Source organism: Kitasatospora sp. NPDC127067 (assembly GCF_042724755.1).
GTDB lineage: Bacteria > Actinomycetota > Actinomycetes > Streptomycetales > Streptomycetaceae > Kitasatospora > Kitasatospora lactacystinica.
Genome location: NZ_JBHXEM010000158.1, coordinates 1 through 17,650, shown reverse-complemented (window position 1 = coordinate 17,650; position 17,650 = coordinate 1). Strand labels below are relative to the sequence as shown.

Annotated in this window: 12 protein-coding genes and 1 tRNA gene; 9 read left to right on the top strand and 4 right to left on the bottom strand. The window is 73.9% G+C overall.

Annotated elements, in window-relative coordinates:
* The first annotated feature begins 66 nt into the window (after window positions 1-66).
* From ACFWJ4_RS36765 to ACFWJ4_RS36755, 3 genes are all read left to right on the top strand, one after another.
* Window positions 67-1,980, top strand: a complete 1,914-nt coding sequence (locus ACFWJ4_RS36765) for a DNA/RNA helicase domain-containing protein (RefSeq protein WP_380552444.1) — start codon at window positions 67-69, stop codon at window positions 1,978-1,980.
* A gap of 81 nt (window positions 1,981-2,061) precedes the next feature.
* Window positions 2,062-2,310 carry a ribosomal protein L7/L12 gene (locus ACFWJ4_RS36760; RefSeq protein WP_380552441.1) on the top strand — a complete coding sequence of 83 codons (249 nt, stop codon included), beginning with the start codon at window positions 2,062-2,064 and terminating at the stop codon, window positions 2,308-2,310.
* 148 nt (window positions 2,311-2,458) lie between these two features.
* The gene (locus tag ACFWJ4_RS36755; protein WP_380552438.1) at window positions 2,459-5,506 is read left to right on the top strand and encodes an ATP-binding protein; all 3,048 of its coding nucleotides are present in this window, start codon (window positions 2,459-2,461) and stop codon (window positions 5,504-5,506) included.
* A gap of 340 nt (window positions 5,507-5,846) precedes the next feature.
* Here ACFWJ4_RS36755 and ACFWJ4_RS36750 read toward each other — a convergent pair whose 3' ends face one another.
* Window positions 5,847-6,971 carry an alpha/beta fold hydrolase gene (locus ACFWJ4_RS36750; RefSeq protein WP_380552435.1) on the bottom strand — a complete coding sequence of 375 codons (1,125 nt, stop codon included), beginning with the start codon at window positions 6,969-6,971 and terminating at the stop codon, window positions 5,847-5,849.
* A 195-nt stretch (window positions 6,972-7,166) separates the two neighbouring features.
* Between ACFWJ4_RS36750 and ACFWJ4_RS36745 the strand changes: the two genes are divergently transcribed.
* A complete protein-coding gene (locus ACFWJ4_RS36745; protein WP_380552432.1) occupies window positions 7,167-7,802 on the top strand; it encodes a TetR-like C-terminal domain-containing protein in 636 nt (211 codons plus the stop codon).
* 192 nt (window positions 7,803-7,994) lie between these two features.
* On the opposite strand, the gene ACFWJ4_RS36740 is transcribed toward ACFWJ4_RS36745, so the two are convergent.
* Entirely contained in the window at window positions 7,995-8,438 is a 444-nt protein-coding gene (locus ACFWJ4_RS36740) for a hypothetical protein (protein WP_359909300.1), read from the bottom strand.
* 171 nt (window positions 8,439-8,609) lie between these two features.
* The gene (locus ACFWJ4_RS36735; protein WP_380552430.1) at window positions 8,610-9,320 is read right to left on the bottom strand and encodes a hypothetical protein; all 711 of its coding nucleotides are present in this window, start codon (window positions 9,318-9,320) and stop codon (window positions 8,610-8,612) included.
* Window positions 9,321-9,533: 213 nt separating this feature from the next.
* Here ACFWJ4_RS36735 and ACFWJ4_RS36730 point away from each other — a divergent pair.
* From ACFWJ4_RS36730 to ACFWJ4_RS36710, 5 genes are all read left to right on the top strand, one after another.
* Window positions 9,534-9,605 (top strand) — tRNA-Ser (locus tag ACFWJ4_RS36730).
* Between the two features lie 3 nt (window positions 9,606-9,608).
* The gene (locus ACFWJ4_RS36725) at window positions 9,609-12,011 is read left to right on the top strand and encodes a hypothetical protein (RefSeq protein WP_380552427.1); all 2,403 of its coding nucleotides are present in this window, start codon (window positions 9,609-9,611) and stop codon (window positions 12,009-12,011) included.
* 176 nt (window positions 12,012-12,187) lie between these two features.
* On the top strand, window positions 12,188-15,214 hold the full coding sequence (locus tag ACFWJ4_RS36720) for a hypothetical protein (protein ID WP_380552424.1): 3,027 nt from the start codon (window positions 12,188-12,190) through the stop codon (window positions 15,212-15,214).
* 186 nt (window positions 15,215-15,400) lie between these two features.
* Window positions 15,401-15,715 carry a hypothetical protein gene (locus ACFWJ4_RS36715; protein ID WP_380552421.1) on the top strand — a complete coding sequence of 105 codons (315 nt, stop codon included), beginning with the start codon at window positions 15,401-15,403 and terminating at the stop codon, window positions 15,713-15,715.
* Window positions 15,716-15,748: 33 nt separating this feature from the next.
* Window positions 15,749-16,990, top strand: a complete 1,242-nt coding sequence (locus tag ACFWJ4_RS36710) for a hypothetical protein (RefSeq protein WP_380552419.1) — start codon at window positions 15,749-15,751, stop codon at window positions 16,988-16,990.
* A gap of 111 nt (window positions 16,991-17,101) precedes the next feature.
* Here ACFWJ4_RS36710 and ACFWJ4_RS36705 read toward each other — a convergent pair.
* On the bottom strand, window positions 17,102-17,650 hold a 549-nt coding region (locus ACFWJ4_RS36705; RefSeq protein ID WP_380552416.1), incomplete at its 5' end, for a helix-turn-helix transcriptional regulator.

Sequence of the window (17,650 nt, the reverse complement as noted above, 5' to 3'; positions counted from 1 at the left end):
GGCCCACGCCGTCGGGCGTCCGCGCCCGCCGGTGGCGATGTCGGTCGGTGGTGATATCCATCGGTCATGTACGTACACCGGGGGACCATCGACGACGTGGCGCGGCGGGCCGCGCAGCCGGACTTCGTGGACGCCTGCGCAGCGCGGCTCCGGGCCAGGCACGGTACGGCTCCCGGGGCGGAGGAGGCCGGCAGCTGGCAGCGGAGCTGGCCGGTACTCCTCGACGCGCTGGTGCGCGCAGGCCTGGGGGGCCTCGAGGTCCTGCTGGAACTGTCGCTGCCGGGAACGGGTGAGCGTGTCGACGCGGCCGTCGTCGGGCAGGACACGGCCGGTGCCCTGACGGTCGTGGTGCTCGAGTTGAAGCAGTGGACCGTGGCGAGGCCCGCACCGGGGCACCCGGGGATGCTGGAGGTTGGTCGGCGGACTGTGCCGCACCCCGCCCGACAGACCGGCGGATACGTCCACTACCTGCGGGACTGGGCCGACGGCGGGAGCGGTGTGCAGGCGAAGGGCACGGTTGTCCTGCACAACGCTCCCGCCGACCTGATCGAGCGCCTGCGGGAGATGGCGCCCCCCGGCTCCCCGAGCGCCGAATTCCCCCTGCTGGGCCGCGACGACCTCGCGGCCGGCGTGCCCGCGGGCGAACTCGCGGAGCGCCTCGGCTGCGCCGGTCTGACACCCGCGCCGAGCGGGGCCGTCGACCGTTTCATCGCCGGCGAACACCGGCCCTCCGAGCGGGCCCTGGAGCGGCTGGCCGCCAACATCGAGGGCCGGCGCGCGTTCCGCCTGGTCGGTGAACAGGATCGGGCCCGCCGGGCGATCCTGGACGCCGTCCGGGAGGCGACCGCGCGTGAGCCGGCCCTCGGCGCGGCCGGGGAGCGCGGGCCCGGGGGCATGGTCGTGGTCACCGGCGGGCCCGGTACCGGCAAGACGGTGATCGCCGCCCGCCTCATGGGCGAACTCTGCCGCATGCCACGGCGCAACCCGCGCCTGCTGACGCCCTCGGGCACTCTCACCCGGCAGCTCCAGCGGCTGCTGCGGGAGGAGTCCCGAGGCCTCGTCGCGACGTTCAAGGGCAAGACCCCCGGCGGGCTGGACAAGAACAGCGTGGTCCTCCTCGACGAGGCGCACCGTGCCGCCACCTACCCGCACCAGCGCGGCAGCGGCTTCCCCGTCGTCCTGCGCAACCTGCTCGACCGGGTAGGCGTCCTGGTCCTTTTCCTCGACGAGCGGCAGATCGTGCGTCCCACCGAGGGGCTCACGCTGGACGAACTGGCCCGCCACGCGAGGGCGTCCGGGGCGGCGTTCCGGCACGTCGACCTGGAGGCCCAGTTCCGCTGCAACGGCTCCCAGGCCTACCACCACTGGGTGGACCTCCTGTTCTCCCCGGCCGGCGCCGCGCGGCCTTGGGACGGTGCGGGTTACGACCTCGCGGTGGCCGAGGACCCGGACGCGCTCGCCGCCTGGGTCGACGACCACACCGCGCGGGGCCGCAGCGCCCGGATCACCGCGGGGTTCTGCTGGCCCTGGAACGCCGATGACGTGCCCCCGTTGGAGCCGGAGGTCGCCATTCGGTGGCACGGCCCGGACCACGGCGAGCGCTCCTGGGCCCGCCCCTGGAACTTGCGCGCCGAGCAGCCCGTCCCCGGCTTTCCCGACGTCCCGGCCCGCCCCTACTGGGCGACCGACCGCGGCGGGCACGACCAGGTCGGCTGCATCTACACCGCCCAGGGCCTCGAGTACGCCTTCGGCGCGGTCATCCTGGGCGGGGACCTGGTCCGCCGCGACGACCGGTGGCAGGCCCGCCCCGAGGCCAGCCACGACGTCAGGCAACTGCGGACGCTGCCACCGGAGCAGTACCTGCGGTACGCGTTGAACACCTACCGGGTCCTCGCGACCCGGGCCACCCACGGCACCCGCCTCTACTCCACCGACCCTGAGACCCAGGCCTACCTCGCCTCCCTGCTGACGGGCTCCTGATCGGACCGGGCGAATTTCGGTCGACCGGGCGTTGCGGCAGTGTCTATCCTCCGGGCAACGGCTGGGGGCGGGGGAGCGGTGGTGGCGGACGGGTACTTCGAGTTGGTCTGTGACGGGGGGCCCATCCGCGTCGTGGTGACCGATGCGGGGCCGCGCGTGCTGGAGGTCGCGAAGGCCGTCAGGCGTCGGACCGGGCTCAGCCTGTGGCATGGCAAGGCCCTGCTCGGTCGGCTGCCCGCGGTTGTCCTCGACGACGTGACGTCGGACCTCGCCGAGGCCGTGGCGGCCGAATTGCGAGCCGTCGGAGCGACCGTCGAGGTGCGGTACTGACGAGCTGCGGTACCGCCGAGGTGCGGTGCCGGGCGGCGGACCGCAGGGCCGGTGGCCGCTGTTGATCAGTGCCCGGACTAGTGTCAGGGTCGTGCCGGGGTCGGTGGGCGCCACCCGATCGGGCGGCGGGGCGGGCCTCGGTGCGGTCGTGAGCATTGAGGGACTGAAGCGGATGAAGATGACGTTCGGGCTGCTGGGGCCCCTGACGGTCGATGTGGACGCCGTGCCGCAGGCGCTGCCGCGGGCCACCGTGCTGCGGGGGCTGCTGGGGGCCCTGCTGCTCGCGGAGGGGGAACGGCTGCCCGTGGGGCGGCTGCTGGACCTCGTGTGGGCGGAGCAGTCGGACCGGGTCGGCCGGGGCGCGGTGCACACCGGGATGTCGCGGCTGCGCACCTGGCTCGGGCGGTTCGGGGACGAGGCGGTGGCGCTGGAGTCCGACGGGCAGGGCTACCGGCTGGTGACCGGGCCGGACGCGGTGGACCTCGGACGGTTCCGCAGGCTCGCCGCCGACGGGGACCCGGCCGGGGCGATCGGCCTGCGGCGCGGCCCGGTGCTGGCCGGGCTGGAACGGGTGAACCGCGAGGACCCGCTGGTCACGACCGTGGAGCACGAAGTGCGCGCCACCGCCCTGGCGCTGGCCCGGGCCGCGACGGCCGCCGGAGCGTCCCGGACCGCCGTCCCCGCCCTGACGGCGCTCGCCGAGGAGTTCCCGTTCGACGAGCCCCTGCAGGCAGCCCTGCTGGAGCTGCTGGCGGCGGACGGTCGGGCGGCCGAGGCGCTGCGCCGCTTCCAGGCGCTGCGCCGGCGGCTGTCCGAGGAGCTCGGGATCGAGCCGGGCGAGCAGGTGCGGAACGTCTTCCTGGCGCTGCTGGCGCAGGACCGGGAGGGCGCCCGGCCGGACCCCGGGCCCGTCCGCGTGCCTTCCCAACTCCCCCGGGACATCCCGGACTTCACCGGACGCGACGAGCAGGTGCGGATCGTGCTGGACGCCCTGGCGGCCGGCCGGGTACCGGTGATCGCGGGCATGGGCGGCATCGGCAAGACCGCGCTGGCCGTCCACACCGCGCACCTCGCCGCCGTCGACTACCCGGCCGGCCGGCTCTACGCGGACCTGCGCGGGTCCGACGAGACGCCCGCCGACCCGGCCGGCGTCCTGGCCGCCTTCCTGCGCGCCCTCGGCGCCGACCCCCGGGAGATCCCGGCCTCCCTGGAGGAGCGTTCCGCGCTGTACCGCACCCTGCTCGCCGGTCGCCGCACGCTCGTCCTCCTCGACAACGCCGCGGGGGAGCAGCAGATCGTCCCGCTGCTCCCGGGCACACCGGCGGCCGCGGACGAACCGCCGGGCGACGGGTCAGGCGGCCGAACCGGCAAGCGGTCCGGTGCCCGACCGGCCGTCCTCGTCACCAGCCGCGCCGCGCTCACCGCCCTGCCCGGCTCCCGGCTCGTCGACCTCCACGAACTCGACGCCCCCCACGCCCGGACGCTGCTGCGCCGCATCCTCGGGGACGAGCGGGTCGCCGCCGAACCGGTGGCCGCCGCCCAGATCGTCGAGCTGTGCGGCGGCATGCCGCTGGCGGTCCGCATCGCCGGGGCCCGCCTCGCCGCCCGGCCGCGCTGGACCCTGGCCCGGCTCGCCCACCTGCTGCGCGACGAACGGCGACGGCTCGACGAGCTGGCCGCGGGGAACCTGGCCGTACGGGCGGGCTTCGCCGTCGGCTACGCCAGGCTGTCGGAGCCGACCCGCCGCACGTTCCGGCTGCTCGGACTGCTCGACGCGCCCGACTTCGCGCCGTGGGCCGCGGCGGCGATGGCCGGCATCACGCCGGAGCAGGCCGAGCGGCAGCTGGAGGAGCTGATCGACGCCCAACTCCTGCAGGAGACCGGCACGGAGCCGCACCTGCGCTACCGCTTCCACGACCTCGTCCGGCTGTACGCGCGCGAGCACGCCGAGGCCGCGGACGAACCGGCCGCGCGCACCGCCGCGCTCGAACGGGCCTTCGGCGCCTGGCTCTGGCTGGCCGAGCAGGCGGCCGACCAGGTGCCTGGGCCGTGCTTCGCCCCGATCCACGGCACCGCACCCCGCCACCCGATGCCGTCCGGCGTCGCGGCGGCGCTGCTGGACGACCCGATGGCCTGGTTCGACGCCGAGCAGCCGGCCCTGAACACGAGCGCCCGGCAGGCCGCCGCGCTGCGCATGGTGCCGGTGGCGTGGGACCTCGCCGCCTGCCAGGAGAAGTACTGCGACGTGCGGGGCCTGTACGACGACTGGCGCACCACCCACCTGACCGTCCTCCAGGCCTGCCGGACCGCCGGCGACGCCCTGGGCACGGCCGTGCTCACCCGCGGCCTGATCGAGGTGACGACCTGGACCACCCCGGCCGACGGCTCCGGGACGACCGTCGACCTGAAGGACGGCACCGAGACGATGGTCGCGCTGGAGGACCGCGCCCGGCACCTGCAGCGGCTGTTCGAGCAGGTCGGGGAGGAACGCGGGACCGCCGACGCCCTCGTCCTGACGGCCTGGAGCCTGGTGGCCCAGGGCCGCGAACAGGAGGCCCTGGAGGCCGGCCACCGCGCCCTGGACCTCGCCACCGCCCACGACCACCCGGGCGGCGAGGCCCGGGCGCACCAGATCATCGCCATCGCCCACGGGGAGACGGACCTCGACCGCACGATCGAGCACCTCACCGAGACGCTGCGGCTGGCCCGGCTGATCGGCAACACCCGCTTCGAGGCGACCGCCATCCAGTTCCTCGGAGCCGCCCACGGCCGGGCCGGCCAGGTGGAGCGGGCCGGCGAGCTGCTCCTCCACTCGCTCGCCATGGCCCGCTGCCTCAAGGACCGCTACGTGGAGGCGTTCTCGCTGCTCTACCTGGCCATGCTGTACGCGGCCACCGGCGACGGCCGCGCCCGGGAGACGGCGGAGGCCGCACTGGCCATCGCCCGCCGGTTCGACCTGGGGCACCACCTCGCCCAGGCCCTCGGCATCCTGGGGGAGCTGGACCTGGCGGCGGGGGACCACGCCTCGGCGGTCGCGCATCTGGAGGAGTCGGTGCTGGTGTGGCGGGCCCGCGGCTGGCGCTCCTTCCTGGCGGAGGCGCTGCGCGCGCTCGGCCGGGCGTACCAGGCGGCCGGGCTGCCGGAGTCGGCCGCGCGGGTGCTGGATGAGGCGCGGGAACTGAGCGACATCCGGTAGGCAGCGTGGGGCGGCGCGAGGCAGCGTGGGGCGGCGCGAGGCGGCGCGGGGTGGCGATGGCGAGCGGCCAGGGATCGGTAAGCGATCGGTAAGGCCCGGCTGCCTACGATCGATCTCCACGCACAGGACAGACGCACCCGTATCCGGCCGCAGGCCTGGTCGACGCGCCCGTCCCGTACGCGCCGCACGGGCAGCCGGTCGGGTTCGCGCAGGGGACGGACCCGGCCGGAGGCGCATCCGAGGGGTGTCCCGCGGGCGTGGTCGGTCGGTCGGCGCGGGGCGGGTCGGCGCGGCGTCGGCGCGGGGTCGGCGCGGAGTGATCGGCCGGCGGGCGCGCCCGTCAGCTCGCGGGCCCGGCTGCCCGCGCCAGGGTGGTGTCCAGCCAGTCGAAGACCGTCTGGTGGAAGCGGAACATGGCGCCCATGTGGCAGTGTTCGCCCGCGCCCTCGGCCTCGGTCAGGGTGACGAGCGTGTGGGGGCAGGTCAGCGCGGCCTGGACCCGCTGGGGCTGGCCGCGGAAGAACTGGTCGTTCTCGGCGTCCAGGACGAGGGTGGGGCAGTCGATGAGCCGGGCGACGCCGTCGAGGGTGTAGTCGGCAGTGTGGCGGATGTAGTCCGCCACCGATGCGGCGCCGAAGGTCCACACGCCGTTGCGCAGGGCCCAGCGCAACTGGGTGCTCGCCTGCATGAGCAGAGCCATGACCGGCTCCACGAGGTCGTCCCGGCCGGCCTCGATCCACTCGCGCAGGAACGGCGGCATGAACCGGTCGTGGGCCTCCCCGAAGCTGTACAGGCCGTCGTCCAGCACCAGGGCGGCCGGGCGGTGTTCGTGGGCGGCGGCGCGTGCGGCCAGGTAGCCGCCGAGGCTGTAGCCGAACAGGACCAGCCCGTCGGCGGCGATCTCGGGGTGGGTCAGCGCGTAGTCGACCACCGGGGTCACCACGGCCTCCCAGTCCGGGCGGAAGGCGAGCCGCTGCTCGCGCAGCGCCGCGCCCTGGCCCGGACCGTCGTAGGCGAGGACGTTGTAGCCGCGTCGCAGCGCGGCCGCGGCGACGGCGAAGTACGCCTCCTCCAGCGTGGAGTCGAAGCCGCTGGTGAACAGGACGGTGGGGCGCCGGGCGCCGGAGTCGTCGACGAGGAACAGGTAGCCGGGCAGGCCGGTGTCCTGGTAGGGGATGGTCACGGCCTCGACGGGGGTGTCCAGCAGGGCCGCCGCGGCGGCGAAGGTCTCCCGGGAGAGTGCGGAGAGGCTCTTGGCCTCGGGGTCGTTCGCGGGGTCGTCGCGGCGGTAGAACTCGGCAGTGCGGTAGTAGTTCGACGCGCGAAGCAGGGCCTCGCGGGCGCTGACCCGGTGCCCGGCCGCCAGGGCGCGGTCGCCGATGTCGTGGACGCGTTCGGCGGTGGCCTTCCACTCGCGCAGCCACGCCGCCTCGTCGCCTTCGCCGATGTTCCGGGCGGTGGCCACGACCTCGCCCAGGTCGGCGCCGCCGTAGTTGGCGAATCCGGCCGCCCGGAGTGTTTCGAAGGAGAACGACTCGTCCTCGAAGAGGAAATCGCATGGGTACTCCCGACATTGCTGAGACGGAACGGTTCCGTCTCGCCTAAAGCTAGCCCCCTCCCAGCCGAGACGCAAGCGTTCCGACTGGTGTAGGTTCGGGGAATGTCCAACACGCCCGCGCCCCGGCCCGCGACCCCCGGCCCCTCCGAGCAGCCCGCGCGCCGGACGCCCGGCGGGCCGGTGCTCCAGGACTCCGTGACCGAGGCGATCGCGGCCGCCTTCTTCGAGGAACTGGCAGACGTCGGCTACGCCCGGCTCTCCCTGGAGGCGGTCGCCAAGCGCGCCGGGGCGGGCAAAGCCGCCATCTATCGCCGCTGGCCGTCGAAGCTCGACATGACCGTCGCCCTGATCCGGGCCGTGGCCGTGGACGCCTCCGAGATCGAGGACACCGGCACCCTGCGCGGCGACGTCCTCGCCTTCCTCACCGAGATCGACGGGGCGCTGCGCCACCGGCTCCCGTCGAAGATCATCCCCGATCTGCTCGCCGAAAGCGGTCGCAACTCCGAGCTGGCGCAGATGCTGATGACCGCCGTCCGCGACACCCGCCGTAGCAAGGCCACCGGCCTGCTGGAACGGGCGGTCGACCGCGGCGAACTCCCCGCCGATGTGGACCGCGAGCTCGCACTCGACTTCCTCGCCGGCCCGCTGTACTGGCGCCTCGCGGTCGTCCATACGGCGACCGCCCCCGACTACCTCGACCGCCTCACCGACAAGCTCCTCGCCGCCTTCGCCGCCTGACGGTCGAGGCTGCGCGGCGTCGTCGGCTGAGACCGCGTCGCACCCCGGACCTGAAGGCGTGTTCGGCGTGCTTCGGCGTGCTTCGGCCTGCACCGGCTGGTGCAGGCCGAAGCAGGCGGACTTCTCGGTCGCCGACGGGTTCGTACGGCGGCGCCCCCTCGCGGTGGAGGGGGCGCCGCCGTACGGGTGCGCTCAGATCTTGACGGTGAGCCAGGCGCCGAGGCCGCTGCAGCCGCGGGCGTCGTAGGTGGTGCTGCGGTAGCCGGCCGGGATCGGCGAGTACGGGCAGGTCCAGATGCCGTTGCGGACCTGCTCGTGGAACCAGGCGCCGACGCCGCTGCAGCCCTTGACGTCGTAGTTCGTCAGCACGTAGCCCGAGACGATGGGCGAGCCGGAGCAGGTCCACAGCCGGTTCTGGGCGGGCTGCTGGTACCACGAGCCGTGGTTGTTGCAGCCGCCGGCGTTGTACATGGTGATGACGTAGCCGGCCGGGACGGGCGCCCCGGAGCAGCTCCAGCCGCCGGCCGCGGAGGCCGTGCCGGCGGCCGTCGTGCCGGTGAGCGCGGCCGCGAGGACGGCGACCGTGGCGGCGGCCCGTCCCGTGCGGGTCATCAGCTTGCGGAGGATCCTGGTCACGGCGACACCGTTCCGATCGGTCGTCTCCCCGCCGTGGGCACGGCGCGGGAGGGCGTAACAACGGGGATGCGCCGCACCCTAGTGGCGGTGATCAGGCCGCTGATAGATCCTCATCGGTGGATTTCTGTACCTGACCGAAAACGATCGATCGCATTCCGGTGGGCCCGGCCGTTACGGGCAGGTCTCGCCGAACTTCACGGCCGTCACACTGACCGGCTGACCGGTGAGGGCGGCGCCCGGAGCCGGATCCTGGCCGCACACCTGCCAGTTCGACTGCACCAGGACGGCGCGGTTCTTCGGGCCGGCGTCCTTGGTGCTGAGGGACGTGTTGCCCGGCAGCGAATCCCGTACCACCGAGACGGCCTTGCCCTTGAAGTCGGGCATGGTGGATCCGGCCTTGGCGGGCCCGTTGGCGCCCTGGTCCTGGGCGGGGCAGTTCTCCTCCAGCTTCACCGCCCCCATGTCGATTTTTGTGCCGGTGGGGTGGCTGCCCGGGGCCGGGTTCTGCGCGCAGACCTTCCAGTTGCGGTCCAGGATCTGGTTGCGGTCGCGACCGAGCGCGTCATGACTGGTCAGGAGGAAGAACCCGGCGCTCTGCGCGGTGTCCTGGGCGGACTGCAGCCCCATGCCGACGAAGTTCGGGAGCACGGCCGTTCCGGCGGCGGCGGCCGCAGGTGCGCCCGTTGCGGGTGTAGGAGCGGGTGCGGGGGCTGCGGGTGCATCGGCTGTGGGCGTAGCTGCGGATGCGGCCTGCGAGGGGGCGCCGGCCGCCGACGGGCCCGCCGTGGTGTCGGCGCCGCTCCCGGTGGAGCCCTTCGGGTCGCAGGCGGTGAGGCCGAGAGCGGCCGTGATGGCCAGCAGGGCAGTGACGGTACGACGCATGGTCCCCCCATGACGTGACAGTTGTGGCAGGGGAACCGTAGCGATCGGTTCCGAGGGATACCGGTCCCGTGGTCAAGTCGTGATGCAGCCGTGAACAATCATGTCCACGAAGCACTGGCGTCGGAGGCGGTGGACGTGCCGGCGGTGGACGTGCCGGCGGTGACGGAAAGCGCGTTGTGCCCGCGCGGGCCGAGCGTCTAGTGTCACGCCCGACGGCGTGTAGCTCAGCAGGAGAGCACCGGGCTTGAGACCCGGAGGGCGCAGGGGCGGAACCTGCCACGTCGGCTTATGGACGACGACGCTGATCAGCAGCACTCCACCGGGGCCGGGGTGTCCGTGCCGTACCCGCAGCACCAGTTGGCCCGGGCGCTGCTCACCGCGCTGACCCACTCCGACGGAGAGACCCGCCGCCGTGCCGCGGCCCGCGCCGACCGCTGGCGCGCCGTGCTCGCCGGTACCGCCGCCGGGCGGCCGGCCGTCGGCTCGCGCACCCCGCTCCCCGGGCTGCCCGCCTGGGTGACGCCCGAGGTCGTCCGCGGCGGCTTCGCCACCTCCGCCGCGAGCGCGGAGGGGCCGCTCCAGCCGTACGAGCGCGAGGCCGCGGCCCTCGCCGGGGTGCCGGCCGACCGCCGGGCCCTCTTCGCCCACTGCCTCACCGAGCCCGGCCTGGCCCGGCTGTACGAGCTGCTCGACAGCGGCCGCTACGAGGTCGCGGTGCCCGAGGAGGCGGCGCTGCTGACGGTCGCCTGGCTGGTCCGGGCCGGGGACGCGGCCGCCGCGCTCGACCTCGTCGACACCCTCGAACCGTTCGCCTCCCGGCTGCGCTTCGCACCCCGGCCCTCCGCGCTGCCCGCACCGGACCCCGAGGCGGTGCACCGGCACACCCTCGGCGACGCCGTCGACTCCCTCGTCGGCCGCAGGCCGAACGCCGCCGTGGAGGCGCAGCGCGAGGCCCTCGCCGTCTGGCAGCCCTTCGGCGACCGGCTGCTCGCCCACTGGCTGGAGGCCGTCGACCCGAAGACCACCGGCGTGGAGGCCGTCGACCCGGAGGCCGTCGACCCGGAGGCCGTCGACCCGAAGACCACCGACCCGAGGACCACCGGCGACACCGGACGGATACCGGCGGGCGTACCCGACGGCCTCTGGCGGGAGCGCGGCGCGCTGCTGCTGCGCCAGTACGGGGAACTCGCCGCGGCCCACACCCGCTGCACCAAGCACCGCGACCCGAAGGAGAACCTCGGCATCCTGCGCGGCGCCCTGGAGGAGGCCGTCGCCGGCCGGCCGCTGGACGCCCGCCGGCTGGGACTGCTGCGGCACGCGGTGGACTCCATGGTGCGCCGCCGCGGCCGGCCGGGATCGGCCGCGCACACCGAACTGCGCGCCCGCCAGGCCGTCCAGGCGGCGCGGCCCTCGTACCACGACCTCGCCCAGCTCGTGCTGCGCCGGCTCGCCGTACAGCCCCAGGAGACGGGCGCCGCCGAGGTCGGACCGCTGGTCGCCGACGTCACCGCCGCCGAGGCGGCGGAGACCGGACTGCCCGCGGGCACCCCGGTTCCCGCCCCGGTCCGCCACCTCGTGGAAGCCACCCTGAGCGCCCCGATCGGCACCCTGGTGGAGCGCGGCGTCGTGCCCTCGGCCGAGGTCCTGGCCGAACTCGTCCCGCAACTCGTCGCCGCCACCGGCGTCGAGGCCTGTCCGGACGCGGCGCTGCGCACCCTCGCCGCCGCGAACTACCGGGCGTTCCGCAACCGCCGCTCGCTGCTCCTGCTGAACCTCGCCGCACAGGTGCGGGTCGAGGAACTGCCCTGGGTACGGGCGGTGGCGGCGCACCGCTCCGACGAGGACGGCCGCGGGCCCGCGCTCACCGCCCTGCGCCGGCTCGGCGAACTGGCCGTCCAGGCGTTCCCCGGCACGCTGCTGCCCAACGCGCTCGTCCGCGAACTCGCTGTGCTCGCCCGCCAGTCGGGGCTCGACGCGCCGCTGGTGGAGGAGTTGGCGGCGGACATCTTCGTCGGCAGGTTCACCCCGAAGTTCCTCGCGGCGGCGGGCGTCGCCGCGGAACTGCTCGGCGGCACGCTGTACGAGCGGTACTACGGCATCGACTACGCGGCGCTGCGCGGGCTCGCGACGGCGGACGCGGGGACGGACGCGGGGACGGCGCGGTTCGCCGAGCTGTGCACGGGGCGCGCCGGGCCGGGCCCGGCCCGGTCGGTCGCCGCCAACGGCAAGGTCGTCGAGCAGGCCCAGATCCTCACCACCCACAACCTCGCCGTCCTGGTGGCCCGCGTCGGCATCCGCCCGAGCCCCGGCTGGGACGACCTCGCCCGCCGCGCCTTCACCACCGTCTGCCGCCGGACGGCCCGCGTCCACGGCAACCCGCGCCCGCTCGCCGCGATCAAGGACGCGGCGTACGCGTGGCGGCAGATGGTCTTCCACCTCTCGCTGTGCGCACCGGAGGAGCGGGCCCGGACCATCGCCGGCCTGGACGCGGAGGCCGCCCGCCATCCCGCGCACGTCGCCGCCCGCCTCGCCCCGGCCCTGACCGGCCTGCGCCAGGCCGCCGCCGGGGGCTCGGCGGACGAGGGGGCGGGCCGGGTGCTCCTCGGCTGGACCACGGGCCCGCACTGGCTGCGCGCCGACCCCCGCCTGCCCGTCGGCCACCTGCCGCCGGCCGTCGCCGTCCTCCCGTGACGTCGGGGGCGAACGACCGCCCGCCGGAACGGGGTTGTGGCACGGCCGTTCGTATCCACCCCCTATGATCCCAGCCCAGGGGGAAGTGCGCCGAGCTGGTACGACACAGCCGTGTCCGCTCCCTTCGGCGACGCACGCCCGCGCCGCCGATTCGACGACCGGGAGACGAAGACTCGGTGATACTCACTCAACGCCTGCGCCGGAGGCTGCTGGCCGGCGCCTCGGCGCTCGCGCTGGCGCTGCTGCCCGCGGGCCTCGCCCCCACCACGGCAGGCGCCACCACGGCCGGCGCCGCACCGGCCGGTGACGGGTCCGGGCCGACGCCGGTGGACCTCAACACCACGCGCGCCTTCGCGGACACCTTCCGGCTGGACCCGTCCCAGGACACCGACCCGATGTACGGGCTGAACGTCGGGATCGACGCCCGGCAGTCGCCCCCGGAGAAGCAGCACGGGATCTCCTACACCCGGGTCTCCGGCCGCTGGGACACCTCGGTCGCGCCCGACCAGTGGTTCGTCCAGACCAGCCACCCGGACCACCCCAACAAGCTGCTGTTCGCCAAGGGCGTCTCCGCGGTCATGCTGGGCGCGCCGGCCGTCGCGGACGGCACCGGCCACTACACCGTCTCGACGGTGATCGACCCGGTCGTCGGCGACACCACCAGCAAGGACTGGGGCTCGATCGTGCTGAGCCGCAGCCACCGCGGCAACGGCTACGTCACCGGCGGCGACGTCGACCTCGGCCTGACCGTCAACTCGCGCGGCGAGCTCGCCCTCTTCCACGGCGGGGGCGGCGAGACGCCCTTCTGGACCGGTTCGGTGGCACCCGCGGCGCAGTACGCCGTCGCGCTCACCGTCTCCACCGGCGCCGACCGCGCCGTCACCCTGACGGTGAACGGCACCCCGTTCACCGTCTCCGCGCCGGCCGGGGTGACCCGCTGGCCGGGCAGCGAGTTCCTCTACCTCGGCGCCTACCTCTCCGACCCGAACCGCGTCACCACCTTCGGCGACGGCGCCGGCCACGGCCTGAACGTCAGCCGGATCGACACCAGCGCCACCCGCAGCGCCAAGCCGCTCGTCGACACCTTCGACGGCGCGCCCAACGCCACCGCCGACTTCGGACTCAACCAGGACCTCAGCGCCCGCCAGCCGAGCCTGATCTCCGCCGACTACACCGCCGTCTCCGGTGTCAAGGGCCTGGCGCTCGACCCGCCGGCGGGCTCGGTGCAGGTCAACAGCCCGGCCCAGCCGAACGTGCTGTCGTTCCCCAAGGGCACCTCGGCGGTGCGCCTGAACAAGCCGGCCACCTCGGACGTCCAGAGCGGCGCCTACACGGTGCACGCCGTCCTGACCCCGGTCGTCGGCGCCACCAGCGGCCAGGACTGGGCCTCCCTCGCCGTCAGCAACGCCTCGGGCGGCACGGGCGCCGTGGACGCCGAGGACATCGCGCTCGGCCTGCGCGTCCAGGCCGACGGCGGGCTGACGCTCTTCCAGGGCGGCACGCCGACCGCCCTGACCGCCGTCCCCGCTGCGGGCTCCTACGAGGTGTCGGTCGCGCTGAAGACCGGCGACAAGCAGCAGGCGACCGTGCGGGTCAACGGCGCCACGGTCTTCTCCGGCCGCACCGCCGCCCAGCTGCCCCGCGACGGCTACGTCTCGCTCGGCGCCCACCACTCGGCGGCCGGCCGGGTCACCACGGTGGACGACCTGCGGGTCTCCACGCTGGGCGGGCTCGGCTACTACGGGTTCTTCGACATCCGGGACCCGAACGAGCCGAACTACGGCGCCAACCACGCGCCGGAGGTGGCGCAGTGGACCAACTTCAACAACTACCTGCGCGACCAGGACCCCCGCCTGGAGTTCCTGGACCAGTGCCTGCCGGCCTCCTGCGTGATCGACCTCAACCAGGAGACGGTGATCCCGCGCTCGCCGGGTGACTGGCAGGTCACCCCGAACCCGAACGCCGCGCAGAACCTGCTCGATCTGGTGCAGCGCATCGGACCGAACATCGACAAGATCGCCGCCGTCGACATGACGGACGAGGCCTACTCCCACGGCCTGAACGGCGACCAGGTCAAGGCGCAGGCCCAGCAGATCAGGGCCGCGTTCCCGGACAAGACGCTGATCATGAGCCTCGACCGCTGGAACGCCGAGCAGACCGCGCCGATCCCGCCCGAGGTCGACATCGTCGGCTTCGACTACTACTGCGTGGGCCGCGGCGAGATCCAGTGGCGGCTGGCGAACCTGAAGACCTTCCTCTCCTCGCCCGACCAGCACCTGATGCTCTTCCCGGAGTCCACCAACGAGCAGGGCGTCGCCGACGGCTGCTACTCCGGCAAGACCGACGCGGACGTCGCGGCGTACAACGACGAGTACCGCGCGATCGCCGCGCAGGACCCCCGGGTCGTCTACCTGCAGAACTTCCGCTGGCTCGGCCCGGACCAGCCGACCAAGGTGCCGCTGACCGTCGCGGCCCAGCAGCGGATCGGCAGCGCCGTGGTCAACGCCACGCCCGCGCCGGCACCCGCCTCGGTGGGCGTGTACCGGCCGTCGGACGCCGGCTTCGCCGAGGCCGCCCACAACGGCTGGTACACCGGCCGGACCGGGTTCGGCGGCGGCGGCGACGCCGTCCCGCTGACCGGCCACTGGAACGGTCCCGGCACCGACACCATCGGCGTCTACCACCCCGACACCTCGACCTTCCAGCTGTCGAACGACAACGCCACCGTGGCCGCCACCTTCCCGTTCGGGGTCCCCGGTGACATCCCGCTGGTCGGCGACTGGAGCGGACAGGGACGGACCACGGTCGGCGTCTACCGGCCCAGCGACCAGTACTTCTACCTGTCCGACGACAACTCCACCTTCACGTACCGGATCAAGCTGGGCAACGAGGGCTGGAAGCCGCTGGTCGGCGACTGGGACGGCAACGGCACCACCACCGTCGGCGTCTACGACCCGCAGACCCAGACCTTCTACCTGAACGACTCCAACCGGACGGAGCACCCGCGCCCGGGCGTCAGGTTCGGCAACCCCGGCGACCGCCCGATCAAGGGCGACTGGGACGGCACCGGCAAGGAGACCATCGGCGTCTACCGGCCCGGCGACCAGACCTTCTACGGGGCCGCCGAGAACTCCGACCTGGTGATCTACAGCAAGAAGTTCGGCAGCCCGGGCGACGTCCCGCTGGTGGGCAACTGGGGCTGACGCCGCCGCCCCGCCCGCGCGTCCGACAGGGCGCCCTCCCGACCGCCCCGCGGCGACCGGGAGGGCGCCCTCGCGCTGGCCGCGGGGCAGCCGTGCCCCTCGCCGACAAACGATGACACGCGCGCATCTCGGTGGACCTTCGGGCTGCTCGCGCAGCGGTCAGGGACAATCGGATAGCGTGGTGCCATGGGCGCGCTGAGCAGGCGAGAACTCGCCGCGCTGGTCGATGAGGCGACGGTCGACACGTATGACGAGCACGAGCAGGTGTCGGGTCTGTTCGCCGCCATCGAGGAGAACCTGTCGGTGCCGTTCAGCACCCTGGTGCTGGGCGTCGAGGTGACCGTACGCAAGGTCGACCTCGCGCGGGACGGAAGGATCGTCGCCCTGTGCACCCGCGGAGGGTTCCGGCAGACGATCGGGCTCCTGGACCTTCCCCTGCCGGACCCTGCGCCGGACGGCGCGGAGTGGGTCGCGGCCTATCGCTACTACTGGGCACAGTGAGCGCCCGGAACCTTCAAGACCGAGAGGGCCCGCATGACTGTCGTTGTACCGAGCGTGGACGAGGCGTCGTTGAGCGGCCTGATCGAGCGAAGTTCCGAACTGAAGGGCGAACTCGTCGTCTTCGCCCGGGGATCGCGCTTCGACCGGTGGTTGACACCCCTCCTCCTGGAGGCAGCAGGCCCTGAGCGGCGGCTGGACGAGGGTGCGGCGATCCGGATCATCGACAACTTCATCCTCCGGTACCGCCTGCCGGACGGTTCGACCGTGGTGGATCGATTCGTCGACGTGCGAAGGGACTTGACCGACGCCGACCGGGCGATGCTGCTCGGCTGGCGTGACCCGGTCGAGGGCGTCTTCGAGGTCCAGCGCAAGGACGGGGACGCCGTCGTCCTGCTGAACCTGATCGACGACCTGGAGTACCGCACGTACTCGAACGTCGGGCGGGCGGCTTTCCGCGGAGTGTCCAAGGGGGGATTCCTCCTCGTCTGCCTGGTGCCCGTCCACCCGGCCGACGGGGCGTGGCTGATCTCCGGTGCGATGTCGTACTACCCGAAGTCCAGCGCCACCGAGATCGCCCAGGCCGCAATCCAGTTGGCCGCCAACCACCCCGAACTGGTCTTCCGCAACCCCGAGAAGATCGAACAGGGATGGCACCGGCTGCGGGAGGACCGAGCCGCCTTCATCGAGTTCTGCGGCGGCGACGAACTGGTCCTCACCCCTGCCGAGGCCGAACGCCGGGTCAACGCCTACTACCGGAACCGGCAGGAGGCCGCCGTCGCCGAACACCCGGGCCGCGCGCGAGGCGGGCGGCATGCGGGCCTCGATCTGCCGGCCTTCGAACTGCCCCGGGAACTCGCGGACTCGGACACCGTCGGCGTCATCTACGACGAGGTCGACGGGCTCAACTTCTACGCCGACTACGGAATGCTGCGCGCCCTCTTCGCCGACCCGGCTCTCGCGGGCCGCAGGCGGTACCAGGAGATGCTCCGCGCCTACCTGCGCGAGGAGTCGATCGCGCCGCTGCCGATCCGCCGCCTGGCCGCTGCCCACCCGGAGACGGTCGACGCGGTGTTCCGAAAGCTGCTGCGCAAGCCCGGCTTCACCTGGAGCGAGCACGGTGAGGCCCTGCTGCGCCGGCGCAAGCCCTGGTACTTCGCGCAAGAGCCCCGCCCCGGTGTCTCCGCGATCGGCGAGCGCCTCAGCGAGCTCGCCGCCGGCACCGGACGGCAGAAGTTCACCAGGGCACGGCGCGTACCGCACCAGCCCGACCACTGACCGAGCTGTTCGCCTCATCTGCGTTCTACGCCTCGACGAGGGCCGGTTCCGGTGATCGGGAGCCGGGCCGGTGTCCGGATGTCGGGGAAGCGGTGAACCGCGGGGCGCGGGTCAGCCGTGCCCCTCGCCGAGCATGATCCGCGCGATCAGCTCCCGGCGGCTGCCCACGCCGGTCTTGGTGAACACCGACTTCAGGTGGTCCTGCACCGTGTACGGCGTCATCGAGAGCAGGCGGGACACGTCCCGGGTGTCGCCGCCGCGCACCAGCAGCAGCGCCACCTCCTGCTCACGGGCGGTCAGCCCGAACGCGGCCAGGTGGAGCGGCATCACCTCGGCCGGCGAGGCGGGCGAGGCCACCACCGTCACCGCGTTCGCCGCCCCGTCGCTCCCGCGCAGGGCGGCACCGTGCAGCAGGTACCAACGGTCGTCCCGGGTCCGCACCCGTACGGGCGTCTGCGGCGCGGGCAGCCCGTGCGCCGTCCGGCGGGCCTGCTCGGCGGCCATCGCCACGCTGGTCGGGACGGCGAGCGAGGACGGCGTCGGGTCGGCCAGCCGGGCGAGCAGTTCCTCGGCCGGCCCGGACAGGGCCTGCAGCCGGTTGCGGCGGTCGAGCACCAGCACGGCCGGCCCGGGATCCGCCTCCACCGGCGCCCCGGCCGG